Raw genomic sequence first — 25,283 nt, forward strand, 5'->3', positions numbered from 1 at the left:
TTGTAAATCTGGTTTTGGTGGAGGCGGGGGCAAAAGGCAAGCTTGCCTTGTCCGTAATCTATTCGTCGTCGCTCAGACCTGCTGCGGCATTGGCAATCGACGCATGTCCGGCCGCGTCCATCACCAGCATTCCTTCGATTAACGTCAATGCATGCGGCGCACCTTGCGCGCCAGCAGGGTGACGCTTGGCGATCCAATCCAGAAAAACCCGAATGATCTGATGCGCGGCCTCACGATGGGCGGCCCCGCCTTGGGCCGCCGCGGCGATGATATCTAGCCAGACACGGTTGTAAGGTTGAAAGGCATCTGATCGCATGAGCTGCAAGACTTTGCGCAACAACTCTTCTTCCGTAGCAAGTCGGACCGGGGGCATTGCCCCATCAAGCCCTGCTGCCATCCGAGCGGCGAGATATTCAAGTAACGCCGCGATCAACTGATCCTTACTGCCAAAGTGGTAGATGAGCATCCTGTCAGATGTGCCTGCTGCTGCTGCCAGCGGACGCAGGCTGGCCGTGTTAAGGCCATGCGCCAGTACATGATCAGCGAGGTCGGATAGAAGCGCGTCTTTATTTGGCTTGGTTCGGGCCATATTTTTCCTTGAAGCAGTTGCTACATAAAGCTATTATGTAGCAACTGCTACGCTGTCTGATATTCACTTTCTTAGAAAGAACACTTCAATGACCATGTTTCAAGTACTGCCCATCCTTGGCTACGCAGGATGTATCGGCGTAATCCTGATGATTGCCGTCGGGCGGTCAACCACTGCCGTATTGCAATGGCTGATCCCTGCAGCCGTCGGCGCGACATTTTTTGTCTTTACACTCGTGACCTTGGCGCAGGACGGATTGATCCAGTTCTGGGTAAACCACACAACTGATTTCGCAGGCAATCAGGTCTGGTTCGATCTGATCATCGCGGTGACGATTGGCTTTTACCTGATTGCACCTCGGGCAAAGGCAGTTGGTATGCCGCTGCTCCCGTGGTCCGTTGCGGTGTTCGCTACAGCCTGCATCGCATTGTTGCCTATGCTGGCAAGAGTATTGTGGCTGGAGCAGAAGAGCGCGCAATAGCGCCCAAGTGGTGCGATTTACATCGAAAACGACGTCCCGCAGCCGCAAGACGAGGTCGCGTTCGGATTGTTGATCACGAACCGCGCGCCGATCAGCTCTTCGGTGAAATCAATCACCGCGTCCGCCAGAAACGGCAGGGAAACAGAATCGATGACCACTGTTTCGCCCTTGTCAGACAGCACTAGATCATCCTCTTTCGCTTCATCAAGGTCGATCTCGTACTGAAAGCCGGAACAGCCGCCACCCTCGACCGCGACACGCAGGGCCTTGCCTTGCGCACTCGCGCCAATCTCGGCGAGGCGTTCAAATGCGCGGGTGGTAACTTTGGGAGGGACGGTGAACATCACGGGGGCCTATCGGTTTGGGTGTACCTGTAATATAGGGATGACAGGCAAAAGCGACAAGACAGGCAATTCAAATGGCAGCGCCCTATGCGACAGACCCCGCCAATGCGCGCGGGCGGCTTTATCCTGAGGAAGAAAGTGCGTTCCGTTCGCCGTTTCAACGGGACCGTGACCGGATCATCCATTCCAGCGCCTTTCGGCGGCTCAAGCATAAAACCCAGGTCTTTATTGAACATGAAGGCGATTATTTCCGTACCCGTCTGACCCATTCGATCGAGGTGGCGCAGGTGGCGCGCACCGTGGCCGCAGCCCTTGATCTGAACGTGGAGCTGACCGAGGCGGTCGCATTGGCTCATGATCTGGGCCACACGCCGTTCGGTCATACCGGTGAAGAGGCGCTCGATGCGCTGATGCAGCCCTATGGTGGGTTCGATCACAACGCGCAGGCGCTGCACATCGTGACCTCCCTCGAACGGCATTATGCGGAATGGGACGGGTTGAACCTGACGTGGGAAACGCTGGAAGGGATTGCCAAACACAACGGGCCGGTTGTGGGGCAGGTGCCTTTTGCGCTGGCGGCCTATAACGCGCGGCACGATCTGGAATTGCACACCCATGCCAGTGCCGAGGCGCAGGCGGCAGCTTTGGCCGATGACATCGCCTATAATAACCACGATCTGCACGACGGGTTGCGGGCGGAATTGTTCAGCACCGACGAACTGGCCGAATTGCCGATCCTGCGCGACTGCTTTGCGCGGGTGGATGCGAAATACCCGGACCTCAATTACTATCGCCGCCGGCATGAAGCGCTGCGGCGGTTCTTTGGTGTGCTGGTCGAGGACGTCATTGCGGTCAGCCGCCACAACCTGACGGAACTGGCGCCCAAATCCGTGCATGATATCCGCCACGCAGGGCGGATGATGGTGCAGTTTTCGCCAGCGCTTTGGGAAGATTTGAAGGTGATCCGCGCCTTCCTGTTCACACGTATGTACCGCGCCCCTGCGGTGGTGGAGATGCGGGTGGTGGTGACGCAGATGATCAACGACCTGTTCCCGTTTTTCATGGAGAACACCGATGAGTTGCCGAAGCAATGGCGCAAGGATGTCGCTGATGCGCCCGATACGACCGCGCTGGCGCGGATTGTCGCGGATTACATTGCCGGGATGACAGACCGTTTTGCCATTCAGGAGCATAAGCGGCTGATCGGTGGCGAGGATATTCCGCCGGGTGTGATCGACGGAAATTAGAGGGGCCAAATCCTTTGAAGGATTTGGAGGCAGACTTTTGACAAAAGTCTGCTTGCCCTGCGCTATCGGGGTGGTAAACCCCAGTCAAACAAAGCTGTTGGATGACCCATGAACCTTTTTGCTGATATTCGCACCCGTGTGCTGACCTGCCTTGACCAACTGGTCGCAGAAGGCACGCTGCCCGATGGCCTCTCGACCGCTGCTGTCTCGGTCGAGCCGCCGCGCGATGCGGCCCATGGTGATATGGCAACGAATGCGGCGATGGTCTTGGCAAAACCTGCCAAAATGAACCCCCGTGTGATCGCGGATGCGCTGGCGGCAAAGCTGCTGGACGATCCGCAAATCGCGGTGGCGGAAGTGGCGGGGCCCGGGTTCCTGAATATGCGGCTTGTGCCTGACGTGTGGCAAGGTGTGATCAAGACCGTGCTGAGCGATCCGTCCTACGGGCAATCCACGCTGGGCCAAGGCCAGAAAATGATGGTGGAATACGTCTCCGCCAACCCCACCGGGCCTTTGCATGTCGGCCACACGCGGGGGGCTGTCTTTGGTGACGCGCTGGCGCGTCTGCTGGATTATGCGGGCTATGATGTCACCAAAGAATATTACATCAACGATGGTGGCGCGCAGGTCGATGTGCTCGCGCGGTCTGTCTATCTTCGGTATCTTGAGGCGCACGGAAAAGAAGTGGCGTTCGAGGATGGCACCTATCCGGGCGATTATCTGATCCCTGTCGGCCAAGCGCTGAAAGAAAAGGCAGGCGACACCTATGTCGGTCAGCCTGAAGAGGTCTGGCTTGAAGAGATCCGTGAATTCGCCACCGAAGCGATGATGGAGCTGATCCGCGAGGATCTGGCCCAGCTTGGTGTGGTCATGGATAACTTCTTTTCGGAAAAATCGCTCTATGGCACTGGTCTGATTGAAAAAGCGATTGCGGAACTCGATGCAAAGGGCCTGATTTATCGGGGCACATTGGAACCCCCGAAAGGCAAGATGCCCGAGGATTGGGAGCCGCGGGAGCAAACGCTCTTTAAATCCACCGCCCACGGCGACGATGTGGACCGGCCTGTGCAGAAATCGGACGGGTCGTGGACCTACTTCGCACCCGATATCGCCTATCACTATGACAAGGTGCAGCGCGGTTATGACCAGTTGATCGACGTCTTTGGTGCCGACCATGGCGGCTACGTCAAGCGGATGAAGGCGGCTGTCTCGGCGCTGTCTGACGGGAAGGTGCCACTTGATGTGAAGCTGACGCAGCTTGTTAAGCTGTATAAAAACGGCGAACCCTTCAAAATGTCCAAGCGGGCAGGGACCTTTGTGACCCTGCGCGATGTGGTCGATCAAGTCGGCCCTAATGTGACACGGTTCCATATGCTGACGCGCAAGAATGACGCGCCGCTGGATTTCGATTTCGACAAGGTGCTGGAGCAGTCCAAGGACAATCCGGTGTTCTACGTCAACTATGCCTATGCGCGGGTGAATTCCGCCGTGGCCAAGGCGGGGGCGTTCACGGATGTCTCAGATGCCGCATTGGCAGGGGTCGATCTCTCCGGTCTGACCCATGAGGCGGAGCTCACTCTGATCAAGAAACTGGCCGAATGGCCGCGTCTGGTGGAAATCGCGGCGCGCGGGCATGAGCCGCACCGGATCGCCTTTTACCTCTATGATCTGGCGTCGGATTTCCACGCGCTTTACCACCAAGGGAACGCGGACGAGAGCCTGCGCTTTGTCCAAGAGGGTGACTCAGATACCACACAAGCGAAAATTGCCCTCATTCGGGCCGTAGCGATTGTTATTTTGCACGGTTTGGGTATTCTTGGCGTCACTCCGGCGGAAGAGATGCGTTAACGCACAGACTGCCGGATCGAGCTGAAAATATTGACCCCGAAAAAACCACAAGGTCTGGGGCGCAGTGAGGCAGAGATGGCAGTATACGATGACGGGTTCGCCCGGGCGGCGCGTGAGCCGCGCTCAACCAATCTAGTCAACTTCGCAGGTGCGGCGTTTTCGCTGGCGCTGATCCTTGGCGTAAGCTTTTGGGGATACAAGCTGATCGTGCGTGATGTCAGCGGGATCCCCGTGGTGCGCGCCATGGAAGGCGATATGCGGGTTCTGCCCGACAACCCCGGTGGTGGCGTTGCCGCGCATACGGGGCTTTCGGTGAATGAAGTCGCCGCGATGGGCGAAGCGGGCGGTCCCGAGGATCGTTTGGTCCTGGCCCCGCGCACGGCGGGATTGTCACCCGAAGACCTTGACGTGCGACCAACACCGGAGGTTCTTTCAACCGTCTCGGCGGCGGTTGAAGAGGTCCCCACAGCGTTTGAGAACGAGAGTGTCGCGGATGAGGCCGTTGCCGCCGTTGCCCCGCTGGATGACGCCACAGCGCTTGCCGCGCAATTGGCAGCCCTGAGCACCGAACCACCGATGATGCCTTCAGAAGAGGCACAAGACCCAAATGTGATCCCGGCAAGCGTGCCCGGTGTCGCCATCTCGGTGCGTCCTGTGATCCGGCCTGCAAATATGCGTATTCCGGCACCGGTGGCTGCGGCAACACCTGTGCCTGCCAGTAGCGAAGTGGCCGTCACGACCGCAACCTTTCCTGCCGGTACCAACCTTGTGCAGCTTGGCGCCTTTCCCAACCCCAGCCTTGCCGCAGCCGAATGGGACCGTCTGCAATCACGCTTTGGCCAGTTGATGGGCGGGCGCGAGCGCGTCATACAGGTCAGCAATCAAAGCAGTGCCACGTGGTACCGTTTGCGGGCCAGCGGGTTTGAAGACCGCGCCGAAGCCCGCCGCCTGTGTGCGGCCTTGCAGGCCGAAGGCGCGGAATGCATTGCCGTGGTGGTCAACTAAGTGACGATGAATGCGACGATTTTCGGCCCTGAGGGGCTGGAGATCACGGATTGGGAACGCGGCTTTTTCCGCGAAGTCCAGCCGCTTGGCTTTATCCTTTTTGCGCGCAATATCGACAACCCTGACCAGCTGCGCCGCCTGACGCATAGCCTGCGCGAAGCGGTCCAGCGCGACGCGATGATCCTGATTGATCAAGAGGGCGGGCGCGTCCAGCGGATGCGCAGCCCGCATTGGCGCGAATACCTGCCTGCCTTGGACCAGATGTCGCGTGCTGCTGATCCGCTGCGGGCCCATTGGGTCCGCAACCGTTTGATCGCCGCAGAGCTGCATGACGTCGGGATTGATGCCAATTGCGCCCCCTTGGCCGATATCGCCGAAGAGGCAACGCATCCGGTTCTGAAGAACCGCCTTTACGGGTATGATGTGCAGACGGTCGTTGATGCCTGCCGCGTCTGTGCCGATGCGCATCTTGCCGGTGGGGTGCTACCGGTGCTGAAACATATCCCCGGATACGGGCGGGCGGCGGTGGATAGCCACAAGGACCTGCCGCGTGTGGATGCGCCGCGGCCGGAATTGGACGCATGGGATTTCGCGCCATTTGCGGCGCTGTCCGATCTGCCGATGGGGATGACGGCGCATATTGTGTTCTCGGATATTGATCCCGCCAATCCCGCCACAACATCCGCTAGAATGATGAAAGTGATCCGCAAGGACATCGGTTTCGATGGTCTTTTGATGACCGATGATCTGTCGATGGAGGCGCTCTCGGGGACGGTCGCGCAGCGTGCAGCGGCGAGTATCGCGGCGGGCTGTGATATTATCCTGCATTGCAACGGCAAGGCGGATGAAATGGCGGCGGTGGCACAGGCGTCGGGCGTGATGACGGACGCGGCCATAACCCGCGCAAATCGTGCTTTGGCATTGCGAAAAACACCTGAAAATATTGACATCGGGGCGCTGGAAGCGGAACTTGGCCGTCACTTAGGCTGAGGGCAGATGCAGGGCGAAGATTTCCAGGAAGACACGATCAGTGTCAGCGAGCGTGTCGCCGCTGAGGCCTTGATCGTTGATGTGGGCGCATTCGAGGGCCCGCTCGATCTGTTGTTGACGCTGTCGCGCACACAGAAGGTGGACCTGCGCCAGATTTCCATTCTGGCCTTGGCCCAACAATATCTGGCCTTTGTGGAACAGGCCAAACGCCTGCGGCTGGAGCTGGCTGCGGATTATCTGGTGATGGCGGCCTGGCTTGCCTTCCTCAAATCGCGGCTCTTGTTGCCGCCTGACCCCTCGGAGGAGGGGCCGTCGGGCGAGGAACTGGCGGCACATCTTGCGTTCCAGCTTGAACGGCTTGAAGCGATGCGTAATGCCGCCGCCCAACTGATGGCGCGCGACCAGCTGGGCCGCGATTTCTTTGCCCGTGGGATCACCGAAGACGTGCAGCGCGTGCGCCGCGTGACCTATACCGCCACACTGCTGGACCTGATGCAGGGGTACGCCCGGATCCGCACCCGCGATGATTTCCGCCCCTTTGTGATGGACCGTCAGCATGTGATGACGATGGAACAGGCGCTTGAACGCATGCGGTCGCTGATCGGCTTTGCGGGCAACTGGACCGATATTGTCAGTTACCTGCCAGACGGCTGGGATGCCGACCCGCAACGCCGCCGGTCGACGACGGCGGCAACTTTTGCAGCCTCGCTCGAACTGGCCAAGGAAGGCAAAATAGAAATCCGGCAGGGCGAGATGTTTGCCCCGATCGAAATCCGCAAGAAAGACCCGCGTGATGGCTAAGACAGAGACCCCCCGCAACGAAAGCCTCTTTGAAGCGCCGCCCATGGGCGAACAGGAGCGCATGGTCGAGGCGATCCTGTTTGCGACCGCTGATCCGGTGACGATCACGGAACTGACGGGCCGGATGCCGCATGGCTGTGACCCCGCCGAGGCGATTGCGCATCTGCGCAAACGCTATGAGGGACGCGGGGTGAATGTGGTGAAGGTGGGTGATGCCTGGGCCATCCGCACAGCGGGTGATCTGGGCTTTCTGATGCAGAAAGAAACGGTCGAGACCCGCAAGCTGAGCCGTGCCGCGATCGAGACCTTGGCGATTGTGGCCTATCATCAGCCTGTGACGCGCGCCGAGATTGAAGAAATCCGTGGTGTCAGCGTCAGTCGTGGTACGATTGACCAGTTGATCGAACTGGAATGGATCCGCTTTGGCCGCCGAAAGATGACACCGGGGCGGCCTGTGACGTTTGTTGTCACGCAGGGATTTCTGGATCACTTCGGTCTGGAAAACGCCCGTGACCTGCCAGGTTTGAAAGAACTGCGCTCTGCGGGCCTTCTGGAAAACCGTCCGCCACCGGGTGCACAGATATTGGGCGAGACAGAAGACGCCGATGACGACGACAACCAGTCCGAATTGTTTGAAGATTAATCCGCAGGCCTTACATGGCGTAGAGCAGATAGGGAGACACAGATGAATGTGAACCAGTTGATCAACATGGGCATGCGGATTTTGATGCGCAAAGGCATGAGCAAGGGCGTGGCGCTGATGGCGAACAAGGGCAAGCGGCCCGAGGATATGACGCCAGAAGAACGCGCGCAGGCCAAGAACGCACAGCAGACCGCGCAAAAGGCGCAACGCGGGCTCAATGCCGCACGGCGGTTTATGCGCTAGCACGAGGTCCCGGATCAGGTCCGGGACTGCGTATTACTTTGATTGAAAGTGCTTGGACAGTTTCAGGCCCTGTCCCTGATAGTTCGATTTGATGTCGCGCCCGTAAAGCGCGGCTGGCAGGGCAGACATGTTCTCGTAAACCAGCCGGCCCACGACCTGCCCGTGTTCCAGTACAAAGGGCGCTTCGTGACAGCGCACTTCCAGCACACCGCGTGATCCTGCGCCGCCCGCTTCGGCATAGCCGAAACCGGGATCAAAGAAGCCTGCGTAATGCACGCGGAACTCGCCTACCATTGCCAGATAGGGGGCCATTTCGGCGGCCTGCATCGGCGGGATCACAATCGCTTCGCGGCTGACCAGAATATAGAAGGCACCCGGATCAAGGATGATCCAGCCGTCCTTGGTATGGACCTCCTCCCAGAATTCGGTCGGGTCGTAGTGGTTCAGTTTCGCCAGATCCACGACACCCGTATGCGGTTTGGCGCGGTAGCCGACCAAGGTGCCGCTCTCGGGCCGCAGGTCGACCGAAAAGCCCAAGCCATCCGAGATGACAGGATCGCCCGAAACGATGGGTGTTTGCGCGTGAAGGGCGCGCAGATCAGCGTCTGACATCAGGGTTTTGCCCTGCCGGAAGATGATCTGGTTCAGCATCTGTCCGGGCTGGGCCACGACCGAAAAGGACCGTGGGCAAATTTCCACGTAAAGCGGGCCGTCATAGCCCTCGGGTACACGGTCGAATTCGACACCGTGATCGGTAATGATGCGGGTCAGCAGGTCCAGCCGCCCGATCGAGGATTTTGCACTGGCCGCAGCAGTCATGCCTTTGGGCAGGCGCAGGCGCTCCATCAGCGGGACGACGTAGACGCAACCTTTCTCAAGTACGGCACCGCCTGTCAGGTCCACAGTGTGCATTTGAAAATCGGCCAGACGGTCTTTGACTGTGCGCTGGCGCCCTGCCAGAAAGGATGCGCGCACACGGTAGGCTGTGCTGCCCAGACGCAGATCAAGCGAGGCGGGCTGGATCTGGCCGGGCTCAATCGGGGTGTCGGCCGTGATGCCACCGGATGCGATCATATCGCGGATTTGATGGTCGGCGAGGACACCAGCGTTTGTCATATCGTCTTCCCTCTTGATACCAAAACGCCCGCCGTGCTTGCGCACAGGCGGGCGGTTATGATTGGTCGGGCTAGCAGGACTCGAACCTGCGACCTTCCGTCCCCCAGACGGACGCGCTACCAGGCTGCGCTATAGCCCGACTGAGGGCGTTCATACCCCAAACTCGTCCAAGGGCAAGCCCGAAAAACATCTCTCAGCCATGCATCCGCGCACGAATCTCTTCCAGCCGCGCGAGCAGCGGGGTGATCTGTGCGGCACGGGCCCGCATGGCATGTGAATTGGCAGGTGCGCGTCCGATCAACCGCGGCTTTGCAGCAGGCAGCGTCGTTGGGGGTAGAGGCAGGTCGATGGCAAACGCAGGTGCCGTTGGTGCGAAGGGCAGGGCCTCTTGCGCTGGCGCTGGTGTCGGCTCTGCCGGTGTTGGCGCTGCTGCTGGTTCCGGCGTTGGCGCGGCGTCGATTTGCGCCCGTTCATGGACAGGTTCGGCCTGTGCCGTCATCGACGGCCCGAGGCTGGCAACATATTTGACGCCTTTTTCGCGTAGCAGCTTTTGTGTGCCTTTGATCGTCAGGCCATCAACATGGAGAAGCTGTTTGATCCCGCCGAGCAGTTCCATATCCGCAGGGCGGTAATACCGCCGGCCACCGGCCCCTTTGACGGGTTTTATCTGGCTGAATTTGCTTTCCCAGAAACGCAGCACATGGGTGGGCGTGTCCAGCCACTCAGCGACTTCACTGATCGTGCGGAAAGCGTCTTTGGCTTTGGCCATGACCTAGCGCTTGTTCCCGTCTGCGACGCGATCTTTCATCAGATGCGAAGGGCGGAATGTCAGAACACGGCGGGGGTGGATCGGCACCTCTTCGCCCGTTTTCGGATTGCGACCAACGCGGGCCGCTTTATCGCGGACCGAGAATGTCCCGAATGAGGAAATCTTGACTGTTTCACCGTTAACGAGGCTGTCGGAAACATGTGTCAGGACGCTTTCAACCAGATCGGCGCTGTCGTTCCGGGAAAGTCCGACCTGACTGTGCACTGCATCTGCCAAATCCATCCGCGTCAAAGTCTTGTCAGCCATAGTCGGAACCCCTCACAGTTTCACAGAGCATAGGCGCAGCGTAATTTCAGAGTCAATAACAACGGCTTGGCAAGCACAGTGAACAGCGTGTTTCCGGCCCTTACCAGCGGATGACGACCGCACCCCAGGTCAATCCGCCACCGATTGCCTCGGTCACAAGCAGATCACCCTGTTTGATTTGCCCGTTCTGTACCCCAACCGAAAGCGCGAGGGGAATCGATGCAGCCGAGGTATTGCCGTGGTCCTGCACAGTCACGATCACCCGGTCCATCCCGATTCCCAGCTTCTTGGCTGTGGACTGGATAATACGGATATTGGCCTGATGCGGTACGACCCAGTCGATATCATCCGCGCCAAGGCCGACCTTTTCCAGTGCGGTGTCGGCAGTTTTCGCGAGCTTCTCGACCGCATGTCTGAAAAGCTCACTGCCTTTCATGCGCAGCATACCCGAGTTCTGGGTTGAGACGCCACCGTCGACATAGAGCAGGTCCTTGTAACGCCCGTCAGAATTCAGATCGACCGACAGGATCCCGCGATCGGAGGTTTCACCGGTTCCTTCCTCTGCCTCAAGGATCAGCGCACCCGCACCATCCCCGAAAAGCACGCAGGTCGCGCGGTCCGTCCAGTCCATGATCCTGCTGAAGGTTTCGGCCCCGATCACAAGGACACGGTCGGCCTGACCCGAGACAATCAGCGCATTGGCATTGGAAAGTGCATAAACAAATCCGGCACAAACCGCTTGGACATCAAAGGCATAGCCCCTTGTGTTGCCGATGGCGTTTTGCACCATTGTGGCGGCCGAGGGAAATGTCAGATCGGCGGTTGAAGTGGCCAGAACGATGGCGTCGATATCGTTCCCGTCCATATCCGCCATGGCAAGGGCCGCTTTGGCGGCTTTGATCGCAAGGTCGGATGTGGTTTCACCTTCGGCGGCGAAATGGCGACGTTCGATGCCGGAACGGGTCTTGATCCATTCGTCCGAGGTATCGAGTGTTGCTTCGAATTCAGCGTTCAAAACCACACGTTCGGGAAGGTAATGACCAACCCCTTTGACCACTGCGCGACGCACCATGTTATTTGCCCGTTTTTATTTTGGAACCGTCGGTTCCGCTTGCCGTGCTTGCATCTTGGGCAAGCGAGGCAGCGGACGCAACCCTTGCTGCGAGTTTATCTGAAAAACCGCTTTGGGCGAGCCGGTAGGCCAGATGCAGCGCGGCTGCGACACCGGTTTCGTCGGCAGAGCCGTGGCTCTTGATCACCGTCTGGTTCAGCCCCAGGAACACCCCGCCATTCACGCGGCGCGGATCAATCCGTTTGCGCAAGCTGCGCAAAGAACCACCCGCAAGCAGTGCGCCCAGCATAGACCACGGGTTCTTCATCAAGGCACCGCGCAGCAACTCGCTGATCAGCGTGGCGGTGCCTTCACCGGTCTTCAACGCGACGTTGCCGGTGAAACCGTCGGTGACGATCACATCGACTTTGTTGGAAGGCAGATCGCCGCCTTCAACAAAACCGACATATTCAAAGTCACCGATTATCGCAGCGTTTCCAATAAGTTCATGGGCGACCTTCAACTCAGCACGGCCTTTGTGCTCTTCTGTGCCGACATTCAGAAGCCCCACACGAGGGCGCGCGATATCAAGGCCGTTGCGCGCGTAGGAGGCCCCCATGAGCGCATAGGTCAGCAGGTCATCCTGATCGGCGCGGATGTCGGCGCCTGCATCCAGCATCACGTTGAACCCTGACGGATTGCGCGACGGCCACAGGCAGGCGATGGCGGGGCGGTTGACGCCCTCGGCCTTGCGCAGGCGCAGCATGGACATCGCCATCAGACCGCCTGTGTTGCCGCAACTGACAGCGACGGCGGCCTCGCGGTTGCGTACCGCCTCAATTGCCGACCACATGGAGGTGTTCTTACCATGGCGCAGCACATGGCTGGGCTTGTCGGTCATCATCACCACGTCAGTGGCATCATGGATCGTTACGCGTTCTGCGATGCCGTGCTTGTCGACAAGTGGGATAAGTTCTTGCTTGGGGCCGTGCAAAATAGCAGAGGCGGCAGATTGCTTGCCCAGAAACTTGGCAAGGCCCGCAACAACCGTTGCAGGCCCTTTGTCGCCGCCCATGGCGTCGACGGAAAGCACGTGGCTCGCAGCATGCCCCTGTGTCGGAGCGGTGTCCGTCTGGGGTGTTGTCATGCCACTTTGCCTTTATGCGACGTTAAGCAGCGTCGTCGTCGAGATCGATTTCTGTGGTGTCTGCGATCACTTCACGTGTCGCATAGTGGCCACAGGAAGGGCACACGTGATGTGGGCGCTTCAGCTCACCACAGTTGTCACACTCGTTCGGGTTCGCCGCTACGAGTGAATCGTGTGCACGCCGGTTGTTGCGGCGGGATTTGGATACTTTATTCTGCTGGACAGCCATGTCTCAACCCTATGGTTTAAAGGGCCGCGGCCCTGATTTCTGTGCGTCTGCGCGGGGTCCTACGCCATTGTGGCAGCCCTGTCGAGACACGATGTCAAAGAGGCCGCGAACATACTGCGATTCCTCTATAGTGCAACCCTTTTTCGCCAAGGGCCGTGGTGCTATTTTTCTTCTTTCTTTTCAAGACTTTCCCGTAAAGCGCCTAGGCCCGCAAAGGGCTTGGCATCATCGTCCGTCATCGGGGTTTCGCCCGGTTTGGTGAAAACCGCATCTGTGAGCGCGGCGTCCTCTTTGCGCGGATAAAGCGGCAAAGCCAGCGCCAGCGCCTCGATCATCACCTGCGCAAGGTCAAGCGTTTCGGGCAATGCCTCAACGGTGTCGTCCACAGGCATTTCGATCTCGGTGGCTTCAATCTCGGGCAGTTCGGCGATGTAGTGCCGCACAAGCGGCTCGTCTATGCGGGTGGTGACCGGATCAAGCGTGACGACGCAGGATTGCACCACCGTGGCACCCAGTTCGCCGTTCAGGACCCAGTCCTTGCGGTCTTGCGGTGTCAGTGTCCCCGCAAAGCGCAGTTTCTTGATCCCGACAATGCCGAGTTCCTCTGCAATCGCCGTGCGTTCCTGTGGCGTCGGCACCAGTTCAAAGGGTGTTGGTTTGCGCGTTGCCAGATCTGCCAAACGCAGATGTGACGTGGGTATGTTGGTCATAACTGCTTTCGATTCTTGAACAGGGGCGGGGTGTACTGTATCGGGGATAAAAGGCGCGCGGCGCCAAGGCAAGAGGCGACGGGTATGAGTGCGATGACAGTAAAGCTGCGCAAAACAATCAAGGCCGCAGGAATCGTGTCCGTGTTTGCAATCGTGGCCGGCTGTAGCCCGATGGACCGCTACCACGGCTTTATCCCGCCCGCAGAAGAGCTGGCGGCAGTGAATGTCGGCAGCACAACCAAGGACGAGGTGATCGCCCTTTTCGGCCCGCCTGTGTCTGACCGCGCCTTGCAGAACAACACGATCTACTATGCCTCCAGCCAGTTTGAAATTTTCGGACCCTTCGCACCGGAAGAGGTGGACCGACAGGTTCTGGCGATTGATTTTGACGCAGGCGACCGGGTGCGCAATATCTCGCGCTACACGCTCGAAGATGGCCGCGTGGTGGTGCTTGACCGTCGGGTGACAGAGGACGGTATCAACGACATTACCTTCCTCAGCCAGCTGTTGGGATCGTTCGGCCGCATTGATGCCGGGCAGTTCCTGGGTGACGAGCCGTAAGGCGCACTTAGGCAATTACAATCACTTGTCATGCCCGCTGGTTTGGTCACGAGGCTGCTGCCAGAGACGCCTGCACCTTGAAGTGACAGATCAGGCTGCCCATATTTCTACCTGAAGTAGAGTAGGGGGATCGATGCAGAATTCACTTTGTCTAGGTGGTGTTGTGAGCGCGTTTTTCATCGCGGCACCTGTTGCCAGCGATGCGGACACAATTGCACCAGATATTCCAAATGGATTATTTGCTCCGCTCACGATCATTGAAGATCACCCTCAATGCAATGGTCCCGGGCAAACCGCGTTTAAAATGGAATTCGAGACTGGCGAAGTGTCCTATACGGCGCAGCATGTGCAGTCTTTGCGGGAGGCTAGCATATCATCGGATGGTGTCATCCTAGAGGAAGAAGCAAGATGCTTCGTAGGTCACAGGTCTGGCACTGAGCTCAGACAGGTCGAAGTCAGCTGCAACGGCGGCGAATTGCAGCGTTCGCCTTTCGATGCACGTAATCTTTCTCAGACGGCCATCTCGGTCTCTGGAACATTTACTGCGTGTCACTCACCTTTCGCATTCGAGATCATGGACAGTAGTTGGCGTGCGCAAATCAACGAACCGAATGGGCCGTCTGAAGTGACGGGCACTGTCTTTCAAAACCCCGTCGAGGGCTGCCAGAATGCTGTGCAGGTCCTTGAGCCACGCTTGTATCTGAGATACGTGCAGCCGACGATGACGGGCATACCCTTTGGTTTTGAGCACAGGTTTCCGTATGATAATGTGGATGTTGTTTCGCCTGCTTCGCCTACGTTTTTCAGGCTGATTTTCAATGATATTCCCGTACTTCTGAATGATAGTAACGTCCCGTTTGCCACTGTCGACACTCAGGTTTTTCTGTTTCCAACCGATCAGGGCGTGGCGCGTTGTCCGGGTGGCCTGTGTACACTCCCGCGGTTTGTAACGAACATGTCGAATGTGTCGCGGCATGCGCGCAAATGCCCATAGCGACGCATAGTGACTATTCTTCGGGTTCAAATTCCAGCGCGACCCCGTTGATACAGTAGCGCAAACCGGTTGGCTGTGGTCCGTCGGGGAACACATGGCCCAGATGCGCGTCGCAGCGGTTACAATGCACCTCTGTGCGCTTCATGAAAAAGCTGCGGTCGACACTTTCGCCAACCATTTCGGAATCGATGGGTTGATAGAACGAAGGCCAGCCTGTGCCGCTTTCGAATTTGGCCGCCTGCTCAAAGAGTGGCGCGCCACAGCAAACACACATGTAAGTGCCCGGACCTTTCGGGAAATCCTCATGCGTGCCGGCCCGTTCCGTGCCATGCTTGCGCGTGACCTTATAGGCCATATCCGAGAGCTGCGCGCGCCATTCGGCATCAGATTTGACAACTTTATCCATGGTTTCCCCATTCCTTTCATAACTTTTCTAGCGTTAACTTAGGTCTGTAACGGTAGTTCGCCAAGGCAGGCCCAGATGACAATTTCGTTTCAGGACGGACGCTATGCGGCACGGTTGGCCAGAACCGATGATGATCTTGTTGCCTGTCAACGCCTGCGGCATCAGTGCTTTTTTGGCGGCAAGGGGCAGGACCGCGATGCCTATGATCCGATCTGTGCCCATGTGATGGTCGAGGATCAAGCGGGCCGGCTGGTCGCGACGGCACGGTTGCTCGAAATCGCGTCAGGGGCCGAGATCGGCAAATGCTATGCGGCGGGGTATTATGATCTGTCCGGCCTTGCAACCTGCGACGCCCCGATGATCGAGGTGGGCCGCTTTTGTATTGCCGCTGATGCGCGTGATGCGGATGTTTTGCGCGTAGCGTGGGGGGCGTTGACCGGGCTGGTGGATGCGCGCGGTATCGCGGTCCTGTTCGGCTGTACCAGTTTTGCAGGCACCGATCCCGCGCCATACGGGCAGGCCTTCAAACGGCTTGCCGCGCGTCATCTGGGGCCTGAAACCTTGCGCCCCGGCCCGAAAGCCGCAGAGGTCGTGCGCTTTGTCGATATCCCGTGCCATGGCACCGTGCCGATGCCGCCGCTTTTGCGCACGTATCTGGCCATGGGCGGCTGGGTCTGTGACCACGCGGTGATCGACCGCACCATGCAAACCTTGCATGTTTTCACCTGTCTTGAGGTCGCATCGGTGCCGCCTGCGCGTGCCGCTGCACTGAGGGCCCTTGCGCAGACAGCATCTCTGCCATAGCAGGCGGATATGGCTAGAGCACCCTTACTCCAACTCTCTGAAATCGCGCTGACCTTCGGCGGCGATCCTGTATTCGAAGACCTGTCCCTGGTCGTCCAACCCGGTGACCGTGTGGCGCTGGTGGGGCGCAACGGATCGGGCAAATCCACCTTGATGAAGGTGATGGCGGGGCTGGTCCTGCCCGACAGTGGCGCGCGCACCGCCGCCCCCGGTGTGCGGGTGGGCTATATGGAGCAGGACCCGACAATGGCGGGTTTTGCCACCTTGGGGGATTATGCTGCCAGCGGGCTGGATATTGATGAGGCCTATAAGGTCGATATGGTCGCCGAAGGCCTGAAATTTGATCCCGCAGGTGATGTGAACACGGCCTCGGGCGGGGAGCGCAGACGCGCCGCACTGGCCAAGTTGATGGCCGAAGCGCCCGAATTGATGCTGCTGGACGAGCCGACAAACCATCTCGATATCGAGGCGATTGCCTGGCTTGAGAACGAACTCAAGACCACCCGTGCGGCCTTTGTGCTGATCAGCCACGACCGTGCATTTTTGCGCGCGCTGACCCGGGCCACCCTTTGGATTGATCGCGGGCAGGTACGGCGCGCCGAAGAAGGATTCGAGAACTTCGAGGCGTGGCGCGACAAGATCTGGGAAGAAGAAGACCAGCAGCGTCATAAGCTGAACCGCAAGATCAAGGCCGAGGCGCGTTGGGCGGTGGAAGGCATTTCTGCCCGCCGCAAGCGCAATCAGGGCCGCGTGCGGGCCTTGCAGGAATTGCGCGCTGAACGTGCCGCGCAGATCACACGGCAGGGCACAGCGGCGATGGCCTTTGACGGTGGGTCAACCTCTGGCAAAAAAGTGGTTGAGGCCTTCGGGCTGAGCAAAGCTTTTGACGGCAAAAACATCGTGCGCAATTTCGATCTGACGGTGCAGCGCGGCGACCGGATTGCCTTTGTGGGGCCGAATGGTGTGGGCAAAACCACGCTGATCAAGATGCTTCTGGGGCAGGTGGAGCCGGACGCAGGATCGGTGAAACTCGGCACCAACCTTGAGATTGCCGTGTTTGACCAGACGCGCGCGGCGCTGAACGAAGACATGACGCTGTGGGAAAATCTGGCCAATGATCCCGAACTGGGTGTTTCGGGCAAATCCGACCAGATCATGGTGCGCGGCACGCCGAAACATGTGGTTGGCTATCTGAAGGAATTTTTGTTCAACGAGGCGCAAGCACGTGCGCCCGTGCGTTCGCTTTCGGGCGGTGAAAAAGCGCGGCTCTTGCTGGCGCGGCTGATGGCGCGGGAAAGCAATCTGCTGATTCTCGACGAACCGACCAATGATCTGGATATCGAAACGCTGGATCTGTTGCAGGATATCTTGGGCGATTACGAGGGCACGGTGCTTCTCGTCAGTCACGACCGTGACTTTCTCGACCGTGTCGCGACCACGACGATTGCCATGGAAGGCAATGGTGAGGCGGTTGTTTATGCAGGCGGCTGGACTGATTACCGCGCGCAACGCGGTGGTGATTTTACCGAAGCCAAGCAGGCCAGCAAGCCTTTGGCCAAGAAGGAAAAAGAAGCTCCGAGGAAGGCCAGTGCGGGGCTGTCGTTCACCGAAAAGCACCGTCTTGAAGAACTGCCCGGCGTCATCGACAAGCTGACCGCCGAGATTGCGAAGCTTGAGGAGTTGTTGGCCGATCCCGAGTTGTTCACCAAGCAGCCTGTGAAGTTTCAAAAAGCCACTGACGCATTGGTTGCGCGACAGTCTGCGTTGCAGGATGCCGAAGAGGAATGGTTGATGCTGGAAGAGAAGGCGGGCTAGGTTTTCGCCAGTTTCTCGGCTGCTTTGACTTGATCCCAAAGCGCATCCATTTCGGCGAGATCGCTGTCGGCGGGGGTTTTGCCCATTGCTTTCAGCGCATCTTCCACCGCCTCAAACCGCCGCGTGAATTTGGCGTTGGTGGCGCGCAGGGCCGTTTCGGGGTCGATATCAAGATGACGGGCAAGGTTGGCGACCACGAACAGCAGATCGCCGAATTCTTCTTCGACCTCTGCGCGGCTGAGCGTATCACGCGCCTCGACCAGTTCACCTGCTTCCTCGATAATCTTGTCGATCACATGGGAGGTATCGGGCCAGTCAAAGCCCACACGGGCTGCACGTTTTTGCAGTTTCACGGCGCGGGTTAGCGCGGGCAGGCCGGTGGCCACACCGTCCAGCGTGCGGGTCTGCGCTTTGTCTGCGCGCTCGGCTGCTTTGATCTCTTCCCAGTCGGCGGTCTGTTGTTCGGCGGATTTATCGCGGGATTCGTCGCCGAAAACATGCGGGTGCCGCGCGACCATTTTGTCGGCAATCGCTTTGACGACGCTGTCAAAGGTGAAATGCCCCGCCTCGGCCCCCATCTGCGTGTGATAGACGGTTTGCAGCAGCAGATCGCCCAATTCGCCCTCAAGCTCGTCCCAATCGGCGCGGGCGATGGCGTCGGCGACCTCATAGGCCTCTTCGATGGTGTAGGGGGCGATGCTGGTGAAATCCTGTTCGATATCCCAAGGGCAGCCGGTGTCGGGATCACGCAGGCGCCGCATGATTTCCAGCAGGCGCGGCATTCCGCCGTTCGGATCATGGATCAGGGTGTCATCAGGCATTGCACGGGGCCTCTTGTTGGGGTCAAGTGGCACCGTAAGAGCAGATTTGCCGGAGCACCAGACATGCCAGTGATTAACCGTATCGCCGATTTTGCGGAGGATATGACCGCGTGGCGCAGGCATCTGCACCAGTATCCCGAGTTGGGATTTGAATGCCATGAAACGGCGTCCTTTGTGGTTGAAAAGCTGCGCAGCTTCGGGGTGGACGAGATCCACGAGGGGATCGCGACGACTGGTGTGGTGGCGATTATCAACGGCAAGGCTGCGGGGCCAACGATTGGTTTGCGCGCCGACATGGATGCGCTGCCGATGCAGGAGGAAACGGGGTTGGCCTATGCCTCGAAGGTGGCGGGCAGGATGCATGCCTGCGGCCATGACGGGCATACCACCATGCTGTTGGGGGCTGCGCGGTATCTGGCGGAAACGCGCAATTTCGCAGGGCGCGTGGCGCTGATCTTCCAGCCTGCCGAAGAGAATGGCGGCGGCGGCGAGGTCATGGTCAAGGAAGGTATTCTCGAGCGGTTTGATATCACCGAGGTCTATGCCCTGCACAGCGGACCGGGCGATGCGGTGGGAGCCTTCTACACCACGCCGGGGCCGATTATGGCCGCTGTCGATAGCTTTCACATTCATATCACAGGGATTGGCGGGCACGGGGCCTACCCTTACGAAACCGCCGATCCGGTAGTTGCGGCTGTGGGGATGGTCAATGCGATCCAGACGATTGTGAGCCGCAACCATGTGCCTTTCGAGGATCTGGTCGTCTCGGTCACGCAAATTCATACGGGATCAGCCGATAATATCGTACCGGAGAAGGCCTATATCAACGGCACAGTCCGCACGATGGCAAAATCGGTGCAGGAAATGGTGGAAAAGCGGCTGACCGAGATCGTAGCGGGTCATGCGGCGGCTTACGGTGTGCAGGCCGAGGTGATTTACGAACGCGGCTATCCGGCGACGATCAATGATGCTGAAAAGACCGCCTTTGCCGCGGCTGTCGCGCGGGAAATCTCGCCGGATGTGGATGATGCCCGCCAGTATGACATGGGGGCAGAGGATTTTTCGTATTTTCTCGAAAAACGCCCGGGTGCCTATGTTTATGTCGGTAATGGCGACAGTGCGGGGTTGCATCACCCCAAATATGATTTCGCCGATGGGGCGGCCCCTGCGGGGGCGTCCTATTTTGCGCGGTTGGTCGAGCGGGCTTTGCCCGCGGCCTGAGGCGCGCGGTGCGGGGGCAGGAGCCTCCGGCGGAAGTTTGATTGGACATGGAAAATGAGGTGGTGTGGTGACACTTGATAAAGCGAAAGAGGCGGTCGATGGTGCGTTTACGGCCACTGACCGGCGCGGATTGGCCTATGAGAACGCTTTTGGCGGGGCTACGTCGTTCTTGCGGCGCAAGTATACCAAGGATTTGACCGGCTTTGATCTGGCGGTCACGGGTGTGCCGTTTGATCAGGCTGTCACCCACCGCCCGGGTACCCGTTTCGGGCCGCGCGCGATCCGCGAGGCATCGAGCCTGCAACCCTTTGATCCGCCTTACGGGTGGAACGGGTTTGATCCGCTGGGGGAGTTTGCCATCGCGGACTATGGCGATATGGCCTTTGATTATGCCAACGTGGCCAGTGTGCCAGCCTTGGTGGAGGCCCATATCGCGGGGATATTGGGGGAGGGCTGCGGAGCGGTGACCTTGGGTGGTGATCATTTCATCACCCTGCCGATCCTGCGCGCTTATGCCGAAAAATACGGGCCAATGTCAGTGGTGCAGTTTGATGCCCATTCCGATTTGTGGCCTGACGATGACATGGCCCGCATTGATCATGGCACAATGATGTATAAGGCCGTGAAGCTGGGTTTGGTGGATGTGACGCGCTCTGTCCAGATCGGCATTCGGACGGAATGCGCAGACTATCTGGGGATGCCCTACATTGACGCCCGCACGTCCCACGAAAGGGGCAGCGCGTGGGTGGCCGAAGAGATCAGGGCGCGGGTGGGTGACCATCCGACCTATGTGACCTTTGATATCGACGCGCTTGATCCCGCTTTTGCGCCGGGCACCGGCACGCCTGTCTGGGGTGGTCTGGCGTCCTGGCAGGCGGCGGCGATCCTGCGGGATATTGCCGGGATCAATATGGTGGGGGGCGATATTGTCGAGGTGTCGCCGCCCTATGACACGACAGGGGTCACCGCGATTGCGGGGGCGCATGTCGCGATGGAGCTTTGCTGTCTTGCGCTCTGGAATAAAAGGAAAAAGTGATGCCGAACCAACCGATATCGGGAAATGATCTGGCGCGGTTTTCAGGGCCGCAGACCTTCATGCGCCTGCCAGAAGTCACCAGTGCGGAAGGCCTTGATGTGGGATTTATCGGTATCCCGATGGATATTGGCACATCATGGCGGTCCGGTACGCGGATGGGCCCCAAGCAGGTCCGCGAACAGTCGGCGATGATCCGCCCCTATAACATACAGACGGGTGCTGCGCCTTTTGATGCACTGCAATGTGCGGACCTAGGGGATGTGGCGATCAACACCTTTTCGCTCAGCGAGAGTATCCGCATTATCACAGAGACTTACGTGGCACACCTCAAGCACGATTTCATCCCGATGACATTGGGTGGTGATCATACGCTGACCCTGCCTGTGCTGCGCGCGGTGGCGGCCAAGCATGGGCCGGTCGCGCTCGTGCATGTGGATGCCCATGCCGATGTGAACGACGAGATGTTCGGCGAGCGCGAGACCCACGGTACGGTGTTTCGCCGCGCCTATGAGGAAGGATTGATTACCGCCAACAAGGTGTTCCAGATCGGGCTGCGGGGTACGGGTTACACCGCGGATGACTTTACAGAGGCGGCGGGCTGGGGGTTCAACCAGTATCTGGCGCCGCAGTTGTGGCACAAATCGCTGACGCCCCTCTCGGCCGAGATCAAGGCCACCATCGGCGACCAGCCTTGTTACATCACCTATGATATCGACAGTCTGGACCCCGCATATGCGCCGGGCACCGGCACACCCGAGATTGGCGGGCTGACCACACCGCAGGCGATGGAGCTGATCCGTGGATTGCGGGGCCTGAATATCGTGGGGTGTGACCTTGTCGAGGTGTCGCCGCCCTATGATCCGTCGGGCAATACTGCACTGACGGGGGCGAATTTGATGTTTGAAATGCTGTCGATCTTGCCGGGTGTGCCGTACCGCTAGGCTTCACAAGTGGCCAGCGGCGCATTAGGTGCATTTTAAATCAATTATGAGGGGCCCTATGCGCATTCTTTATCTGATCATTCTCATTGTTGCCGGTCTTATGGCCTATGTGCGGTTTGCGCCGACGGACGTAGCGCGCTGGCATCAAGTGCCCGAAGTGACTGCGCCGGGCGATACGGAGGGGCCGGGGTCGTTCCTTGCCGTGCGCCGCATCAATGCCCCTGCTGCCGACGTGCTGGCGATGGCTGAACAGCGGGCCTTGGCGACACCACGGACACGGTTGCTGGCGGGCAGTGTGGCGGAGGGTATGATGACTTTTCAGACACGGTCGCTTTTGTGGGGCTTTCCCGATCATACAACTGTTGCCGTGCAGGACGATCTGCTTGTGATTTATGGCAGATTGCGGTTCGGCCAGTCCGATATGGGTGTGAACAAGGCGCGCGTTGAAAGCTGGCTTGAAACGCTTGCCCCCTTGACCGAGCCGCTTTGATCCGCCAATCGGTGATCCATGATCGCATCTGATAAAATCGAACAGCTGATTGACCGTTTCCAGTTTCTGGAGGCGAAAATGTCGAGTGGTGCCGCGGGCAACGATATTGCCAAATTGGGCAAGGAATACGCCGATTTGCGCCCCGTCGTGGAAACCGTGACCGCCTACAAGGACCTGCTCGCGCAGATCGCTGATGCCGAGGCGATGCTGGCCGATCCGGAGATGAAGGAACTGGCCGAGGCGGAATTGCCTGATCTAAAAGCGGCGCTGGAAGCGTCCGAACATGACGTGCAGCTGGCGCTTTTGCCCAAAGATGCCGCTGACGGCCGCCCTGCATTGCTGGAAATCCGGCCCGGCACTGGCGGTGATGAAGCGGGGCTTTTCGCGGCAGATTTGCTGCGGATGTATCAGCGTTATGCCGAGAAGCAGGGCTGGAAATTCGAAATCCTCGAAGAAAGCCTGAGCGAACTTGGCGGCGTGAAAGAGGTTGTTGCACGGGTTGTCGGTGATGGTGTCTTCGCAAGGCTGAAATACGAAAGCGGCGTGCACCGCGTGCAGCGCGTGCCTGAAACCGAGAGTGGCGGGCGTATTCATACCTCTGCTGCGACGGTGGCCGTGCTGCCCGAGGCGGAAGACGTCGATATCGAGATCAACGCGAATGATCTCCGCATTGATACGATGCGTGCCTCCGGATCGGGGGGACAGCACGTCAATACCACGGACAGTGCGGTGCGGATCCTGCATATTCCCACCGGCATCATTGTTGTCAGTTCCGAGAAATCCCAGCACCGCAACCGCGAGATTGCGATGCAAGTGCTGAAGACGCGCCTGTTTGATATGGAGCGCCAGCGCGTGGACAGTGAACGCTCGGCGGATCGGAAAAGCCAGGTCGGGTCGGGGGACCGCTCGGAGCGGATCAGGACCTACAACTTCCCCCAAGGGCGCCTGACGGATCATCGGATCAACCTCACGCTCTATTCCTTGGGGCAGGTGATGCAGGGCGATCTGGATGAGATCATCGATGCCCTGCAGTCTGACGCACAAGCCACGATGCTGGCCGAGATGGGCGCGTGAGTGACGCCAGGTCCGGCAGTCAGGTTCTGGCGGCGGCTGTGCAGCAACTCACCAAAGCCGGGGTGCCCGATGCCGCGCGGGATGCGCGCAAGCTTTTTGCCTATGCCTCCGGCGTGGATGCAGGGCGGCTGACGCTGATCTTGCCAGAGCCTGTGTCGGCAGAGGTCATGACGCGGTTTGACCACCTGATCGCCCGCCGCGCGCGGTTCGAGCCCGTGTCGCATCTGATCGGATCACGCGCGTTCTACGGGCGCGATTTCGAGGTGACAAAGGATGTCCTTGATCCGCGTCCTGAAACCGAGACGCTGATTGATGTGGCCTTGCGTGATCCCTTTGCGCGTGTGCTGGATCTCGGGACGGGGTCAGGTTGTATTCTGGTGACGCTGCTGGCGGAAAATACGCAGGCGGTTGGTGTGGGGGCCGATGTGTCGCCCAAGGCGCTTGCCGTGGCCTTGCGCAACGCACAGCGACACCACGTGGATGACAGGGCAACCTTTGTGCAAAGCGACTGGTTGGCGGGTATCAGGCGGCCCTTTGATCTGATCGTGGCGAATCCGCCCTATATTGCCGCCGATGAAATGGCGGGCCTGTCACGCGATGTACGCGAATGGGAGCCGCGTTTGGCGCTGACCGATGAGGCTGATGGGCTGTCCGCCTACCGCACCATCATTTCACAGGCGCAAGATGTGCTGGAACCGGACGGCCGGTTGATCTTCGAGATCGGATCGACACAAGGCAAAGCGGTGGCTGAACTGATGCTGCAAGGCGGTCTGACCCATGTTTTCGTGATTCCCGACCTTGATGGTCGCGACCGGGTCGTGATCGGCAAAACCAGGCGTTCTTGACCCGCCAGCGCCACATTAACCGGCAAAAACACGCCTTTTTCTCACTTTGGTCTTGTCTTGCGTCCCCCCACATGCTTATTCAATCCCATCGGATGGGACGAGGCTCGCCACTGACCTCCCCCCGATCAGTCGCCAAACATCGCAAGGCTACACATTTGAGACGCGCTATTAGCGCGACATTGGCCCAGCAACGACAGCCAAAGGCTTGAAAGCAACTTATGAGATCATCTAAGTCACGGTCGCGGAATAAAAATCGCAACAACCGTCCCACGGGCGGTAACATCATCAATCGGGTTTTTGACAGCTCGGGCCCTGATGGCAAAGTGCGCGGTACGCCGCAGCAAATTATTGAAAAGTACAACCAGCTTCACCGCGATGCTGTTCTTTCGGGCGACCGTGTGGATGCGGAAAACTTTGCCCAGCACGCAGAACACTACACGCGTCTTCTGGCCGAAGCGCAGCGCGAAGTGGATGCCAAGCGCGAAGAGCAGGAAGAACAGAACCGTCAGCGTCAGGCCGAGCGTGACCGCGAGCGTCAGGAGCGCTTGAGCGCGCAGGAGGAGGCCGCGAACGCACCTCTGGAGATGGATCAGCCGGATCATGCGCACGAAGGTGACAGCGGTTTGGTAGAAACACCCGAGGCCAAGCCCAAGCGCCCGCGTCAGCCGCGCAAACCGCGCAAGGCCCCCGATGAGGGGCCAAAGAGCGACAACGCCCCAGAGGCTGCTGAATAAAGACAGGCCCTCCGATTTCGGG

30 protein-coding genes and 1 tRNA gene are annotated in these 25,283 nt (G+C 59.0%); 19 read left to right on the top strand and 12 right to left on the bottom strand.

Annotated elements, in window-relative coordinates; genetic code table 11:
• Positions 1-58 precede the first annotated feature (58 nt).
• On the bottom strand, positions 59-589 hold the full coding sequence (locus tag SJY29_RS06155) for a TetR/AcrR family transcriptional regulator (protein WP_400087941.1): 531 nt from the start codon (positions 587-589) through the stop codon (positions 59-61).
• A gap of 88 nt (positions 590-677) precedes the next feature.
• On the opposite strand from SJY29_RS06155, the gene SJY29_RS06160 reads away from it, so the two are divergent.
• Positions 678-1,070, top strand: coding sequence for a hypothetical protein (locus tag SJY29_RS06160; protein WP_400087943.1), 393 nt, complete (start codon positions 678-680; stop codon positions 1,068-1,070).
• Between the two features lie 17 nt (positions 1,071-1,087).
• On the opposite strand, the gene SJY29_RS06165 is transcribed toward SJY29_RS06160, so the two are convergent.
• On the bottom strand, positions 1,088-1,414 hold the full coding sequence (locus SJY29_RS06165; protein ID WP_076658583.1) for an iron-sulfur cluster assembly accessory protein: 327 nt from the start codon (positions 1,412-1,414) through the stop codon (positions 1,088-1,090).
• 74 nt (positions 1,415-1,488) lie between these two features.
• Here SJY29_RS06165 and SJY29_RS06170 point away from each other — a divergent pair, with 74 nt between their 5' ends.
• The 7 genes from SJY29_RS06170 (at position 1,489) to SJY29_RS06200 (ending at position 8,191) form a co-directional block, all read left to right on the top strand.
• On the top strand, positions 1,489-2,661 hold the full coding sequence (locus tag SJY29_RS06170; RefSeq protein ID WP_400087945.1) for a deoxyguanosinetriphosphate triphosphohydrolase: 1,173 nt from the start codon (positions 1,489-1,491) through the stop codon (positions 2,659-2,661).
• 108 nt (positions 2,662-2,769) lie between these two features.
• Positions 2,770-4,509 carry an arginine--tRNA ligase gene (gene argS, locus SJY29_RS06175; protein WP_400087947.1) on the top strand — a complete coding sequence of 580 codons (1,740 nt, stop codon included), beginning with the start codon at positions 2,770-2,772 and terminating at the stop codon, positions 4,507-4,509.
• 75 nt (positions 4,510-4,584) lie between these two features.
• A complete protein-coding gene (locus tag SJY29_RS06180; protein WP_400087948.1) occupies positions 4,585-5,514 on the top strand; it encodes an SPOR domain-containing protein in 930 nt (309 codons plus the stop codon).
• 6 nt (positions 5,515-5,520) lie between these two features.
• On the top strand, positions 5,521-6,504 hold the full coding sequence (locus SJY29_RS06185) for a glycoside hydrolase family 3 N-terminal domain-containing protein (protein ID WP_400088849.1): 984 nt from the start codon (positions 5,521-5,523) through the stop codon (positions 6,502-6,504).
• Between the two features lie 6 nt (positions 6,505-6,510).
• Positions 6,511-7,305 (top strand): ScpA family protein, encoded by a 795-nt coding sequence (locus SJY29_RS06190; RefSeq protein ID WP_110278639.1) that lies wholly within the window; start codon positions 6,511-6,513, stop codon positions 7,303-7,305.
• Positions 7,298-7,948 carry an SMC-Scp complex subunit ScpB gene (scpB, locus tag SJY29_RS06195; RefSeq protein ID WP_110278640.1) on the top strand — a complete coding sequence of 217 codons (651 nt, stop codon included), beginning with the start codon at positions 7,298-7,300 and terminating at the stop codon, positions 7,946-7,948. The genes SJY29_RS06190 and scpB overlap by 8 nt, the downstream gene beginning before the upstream one ends.
• Before the next feature lie 42 nt (positions 7,949-7,990).
• Positions 7,991-8,191, top strand: a complete 201-nt coding sequence (locus SJY29_RS06200) for a hypothetical protein (protein ID WP_110278641.1) — start codon at positions 7,991-7,993, stop codon at positions 8,189-8,191.
• Between the two features lie 33 nt (positions 8,192-8,224).
• On the opposite strand, the gene SJY29_RS06205 is transcribed toward SJY29_RS06200, so the two are convergent.
• The 8 genes from SJY29_RS06205 to SJY29_RS06240 form a co-directional block, all read right to left on the bottom strand.
• A complete protein-coding gene (locus tag SJY29_RS06205; RefSeq protein WP_400087951.1) occupies positions 8,225-9,307 on the bottom strand; it encodes a 2'-deoxycytidine 5'-triphosphate deaminase in 1,083 nt (360 codons plus the stop codon).
• Between the two features lie 62 nt (positions 9,308-9,369).
• A tRNA-Pro gene (locus SJY29_RS06210) sits at positions 9,370-9,446 on the bottom strand.
• A gap of 54 nt (positions 9,447-9,500) precedes the next feature.
• Complete coding sequence (locus SJY29_RS06215; RefSeq protein ID WP_400087953.1) at positions 9,501-10,076, bottom strand: MerR family transcriptional regulator; 576 nt, start codon at positions 10,074-10,076, stop codon at positions 9,501-9,503.
• A 3-nt stretch (positions 10,077-10,079) separates the two neighbouring features.
• Positions 10,080-10,382, bottom strand: a complete 303-nt coding sequence (gene ihfA, locus SJY29_RS06220; RefSeq protein ID WP_110278644.1) for an integration host factor subunit alpha — start codon at positions 10,380-10,382, stop codon at positions 10,080-10,082.
• A 100-nt stretch (positions 10,383-10,482) separates the two neighbouring features.
• Entirely contained in the window at positions 10,483-11,454 is a 972-nt protein-coding gene (locus tag SJY29_RS06225; protein WP_400087955.1) for a beta-ketoacyl-ACP synthase III, read from the bottom strand.
• Position 11,455: 1 nt separating this feature from the next.
• Positions 11,456-12,580, bottom strand: a complete 1,125-nt coding sequence (gene plsX, locus SJY29_RS06230; protein WP_400087957.1) for a phosphate acyltransferase PlsX — start codon at positions 12,578-12,580, stop codon at positions 11,456-11,458.
• A 22-nt stretch (positions 12,581-12,602) separates the two neighbouring features.
• Positions 12,603-12,809: a 50S ribosomal protein L32 gene (gene rpmF, locus SJY29_RS06235; protein ID WP_008236104.1), complete on the bottom strand. Its 207-nt coding sequence runs from the start codon at positions 12,807-12,809 to the stop codon at positions 12,603-12,605.
• A gap of 161 nt (positions 12,810-12,970) precedes the next feature.
• Complete coding sequence (locus tag SJY29_RS06240; protein ID WP_400087959.1) at positions 12,971-13,519, bottom strand: YceD family protein; 549 nt, start codon at positions 13,517-13,519, stop codon at positions 12,971-12,973.
• An 84-nt stretch (positions 13,520-13,603) separates the two neighbouring features.
• Here SJY29_RS06240 and SJY29_RS06245 point away from each other — a divergent pair, with 84 nt between their 5' ends.
• A complete protein-coding gene (locus SJY29_RS06245) occupies positions 13,604-14,080 on the top strand; it encodes an outer membrane protein assembly factor BamE (RefSeq protein ID WP_400087961.1) in 477 nt (158 codons plus the stop codon).
• Between the two features lie 133 nt (positions 14,081-14,213).
• The gene (locus SJY29_RS06250; protein WP_400087963.1) at positions 14,214-15,074 is read left to right on the top strand and encodes a hypothetical protein; all 861 of its coding nucleotides are present in this window, start codon (positions 14,214-14,216) and stop codon (positions 15,072-15,074) included.
• 13 nt (positions 15,075-15,087) lie between these two features.
• Here the strand turns inward: SJY29_RS06250 and msrB are convergent, their stop codons facing one another.
• On the bottom strand, positions 15,088-15,480 hold the full coding sequence (gene msrB / locus SJY29_RS06255; RefSeq protein ID WP_076658567.1) for a peptide-methionine (R)-S-oxide reductase MsrB: 393 nt from the start codon (positions 15,478-15,480) through the stop codon (positions 15,088-15,090).
• Positions 15,481-15,555: 75 nt separating this feature from the next.
• Here msrB and SJY29_RS06260 point away from each other — a divergent pair, with 75 nt between their 5' ends.
• Positions 15,556-16,284 (top strand): GNAT family N-acetyltransferase, encoded by a 729-nt coding sequence (locus tag SJY29_RS06260; RefSeq protein WP_400087965.1) that lies wholly within the window; start codon positions 15,556-15,558, stop codon positions 16,282-16,284.
• A gap of 9 nt (positions 16,285-16,293) precedes the next feature.
• Positions 16,294-18,099 carry an ABC-F family ATP-binding cassette domain-containing protein gene (locus SJY29_RS06265; RefSeq protein ID WP_400087967.1) on the top strand — a complete coding sequence of 602 codons (1,806 nt, stop codon included), beginning with the start codon at positions 16,294-16,296 and terminating at the stop codon, positions 18,097-18,099.
• Here SJY29_RS06265 and mazG read toward each other — a convergent pair.
• Entirely contained in the window at positions 18,096-18,920 is an 825-nt protein-coding gene (mazG, locus tag SJY29_RS06270) for a nucleoside triphosphate pyrophosphohydrolase (RefSeq protein ID WP_400087969.1), read from the bottom strand. The two genes, SJY29_RS06265 and mazG, sit on opposite strands and share 4 nt — an antisense overlap.
• A 63-nt stretch (positions 18,921-18,983) precedes the next feature.
• Between mazG and SJY29_RS06275 the strand changes: the two genes are divergently transcribed.
• From SJY29_RS06275 to SJY29_RS06305, 7 genes are all read left to right on the top strand, one after another.
• On the top strand, positions 18,984-20,141 hold the full coding sequence (locus SJY29_RS06275; RefSeq protein ID WP_400087971.1) for a M20 aminoacylase family protein: 1,158 nt from the start codon (positions 18,984-18,986) through the stop codon (positions 20,139-20,141).
• 67 nt (positions 20,142-20,208) lie between these two features.
• On the top strand, positions 20,209-21,177 hold the full coding sequence (speB, locus tag SJY29_RS06280) for an agmatinase (protein WP_400087973.1): 969 nt from the start codon (positions 20,209-20,211) through the stop codon (positions 21,175-21,177).
• Positions 21,177-22,118: an agmatinase gene (speB, locus tag SJY29_RS06285; protein ID WP_400087975.1), complete on the top strand. Its 942-nt coding sequence runs from the start codon at positions 21,177-21,179 to the stop codon at positions 22,116-22,118. Before speB (SJY29_RS06280) ends, speB (SJY29_RS06285) begins: the two co-directional genes overlap by 1 nt.
• Before the next feature lie 58 nt (positions 22,119-22,176).
• Complete coding sequence (locus SJY29_RS06290) at positions 22,177-22,608, top strand: DUF1499 domain-containing protein (protein ID WP_400087977.1); 432 nt, start codon at positions 22,177-22,179, stop codon at positions 22,606-22,608.
• Between the two features lie 18 nt (positions 22,609-22,626).
• On the top strand, positions 22,627-23,682 hold the full coding sequence (gene prfA / locus SJY29_RS06295; protein ID WP_400087979.1) for a peptide chain release factor 1: 1,056 nt from the start codon (positions 22,627-22,629) through the stop codon (positions 23,680-23,682).
• Positions 23,679-24,527: a peptide chain release factor N(5)-glutamine methyltransferase gene (gene prmC / locus SJY29_RS06300; protein WP_400087981.1), complete on the top strand. Its 849-nt coding sequence runs from the start codon at positions 23,679-23,681 to the stop codon at positions 24,525-24,527. The genes prfA and prmC overlap by 4 nt, the downstream gene beginning before the upstream one ends.
• Before the next feature lie 218 nt (positions 24,528-24,745).
• Entirely contained in the window at positions 24,746-25,261 is a 516-nt protein-coding gene (locus tag SJY29_RS06305; RefSeq protein WP_110278659.1) for a DUF4167 domain-containing protein, read from the top strand.
• Positions 25,262-25,283: the final 22 nt, after the last annotated feature.

The sequence above is a fragment of the Yoonia sp. R78084 genome, assembly GCF_044595625.1.
Taxonomy (GTDB): domain Bacteria; phylum Pseudomonadota; class Alphaproteobacteria; order Rhodobacterales; family Rhodobacteraceae; genus Yoonia.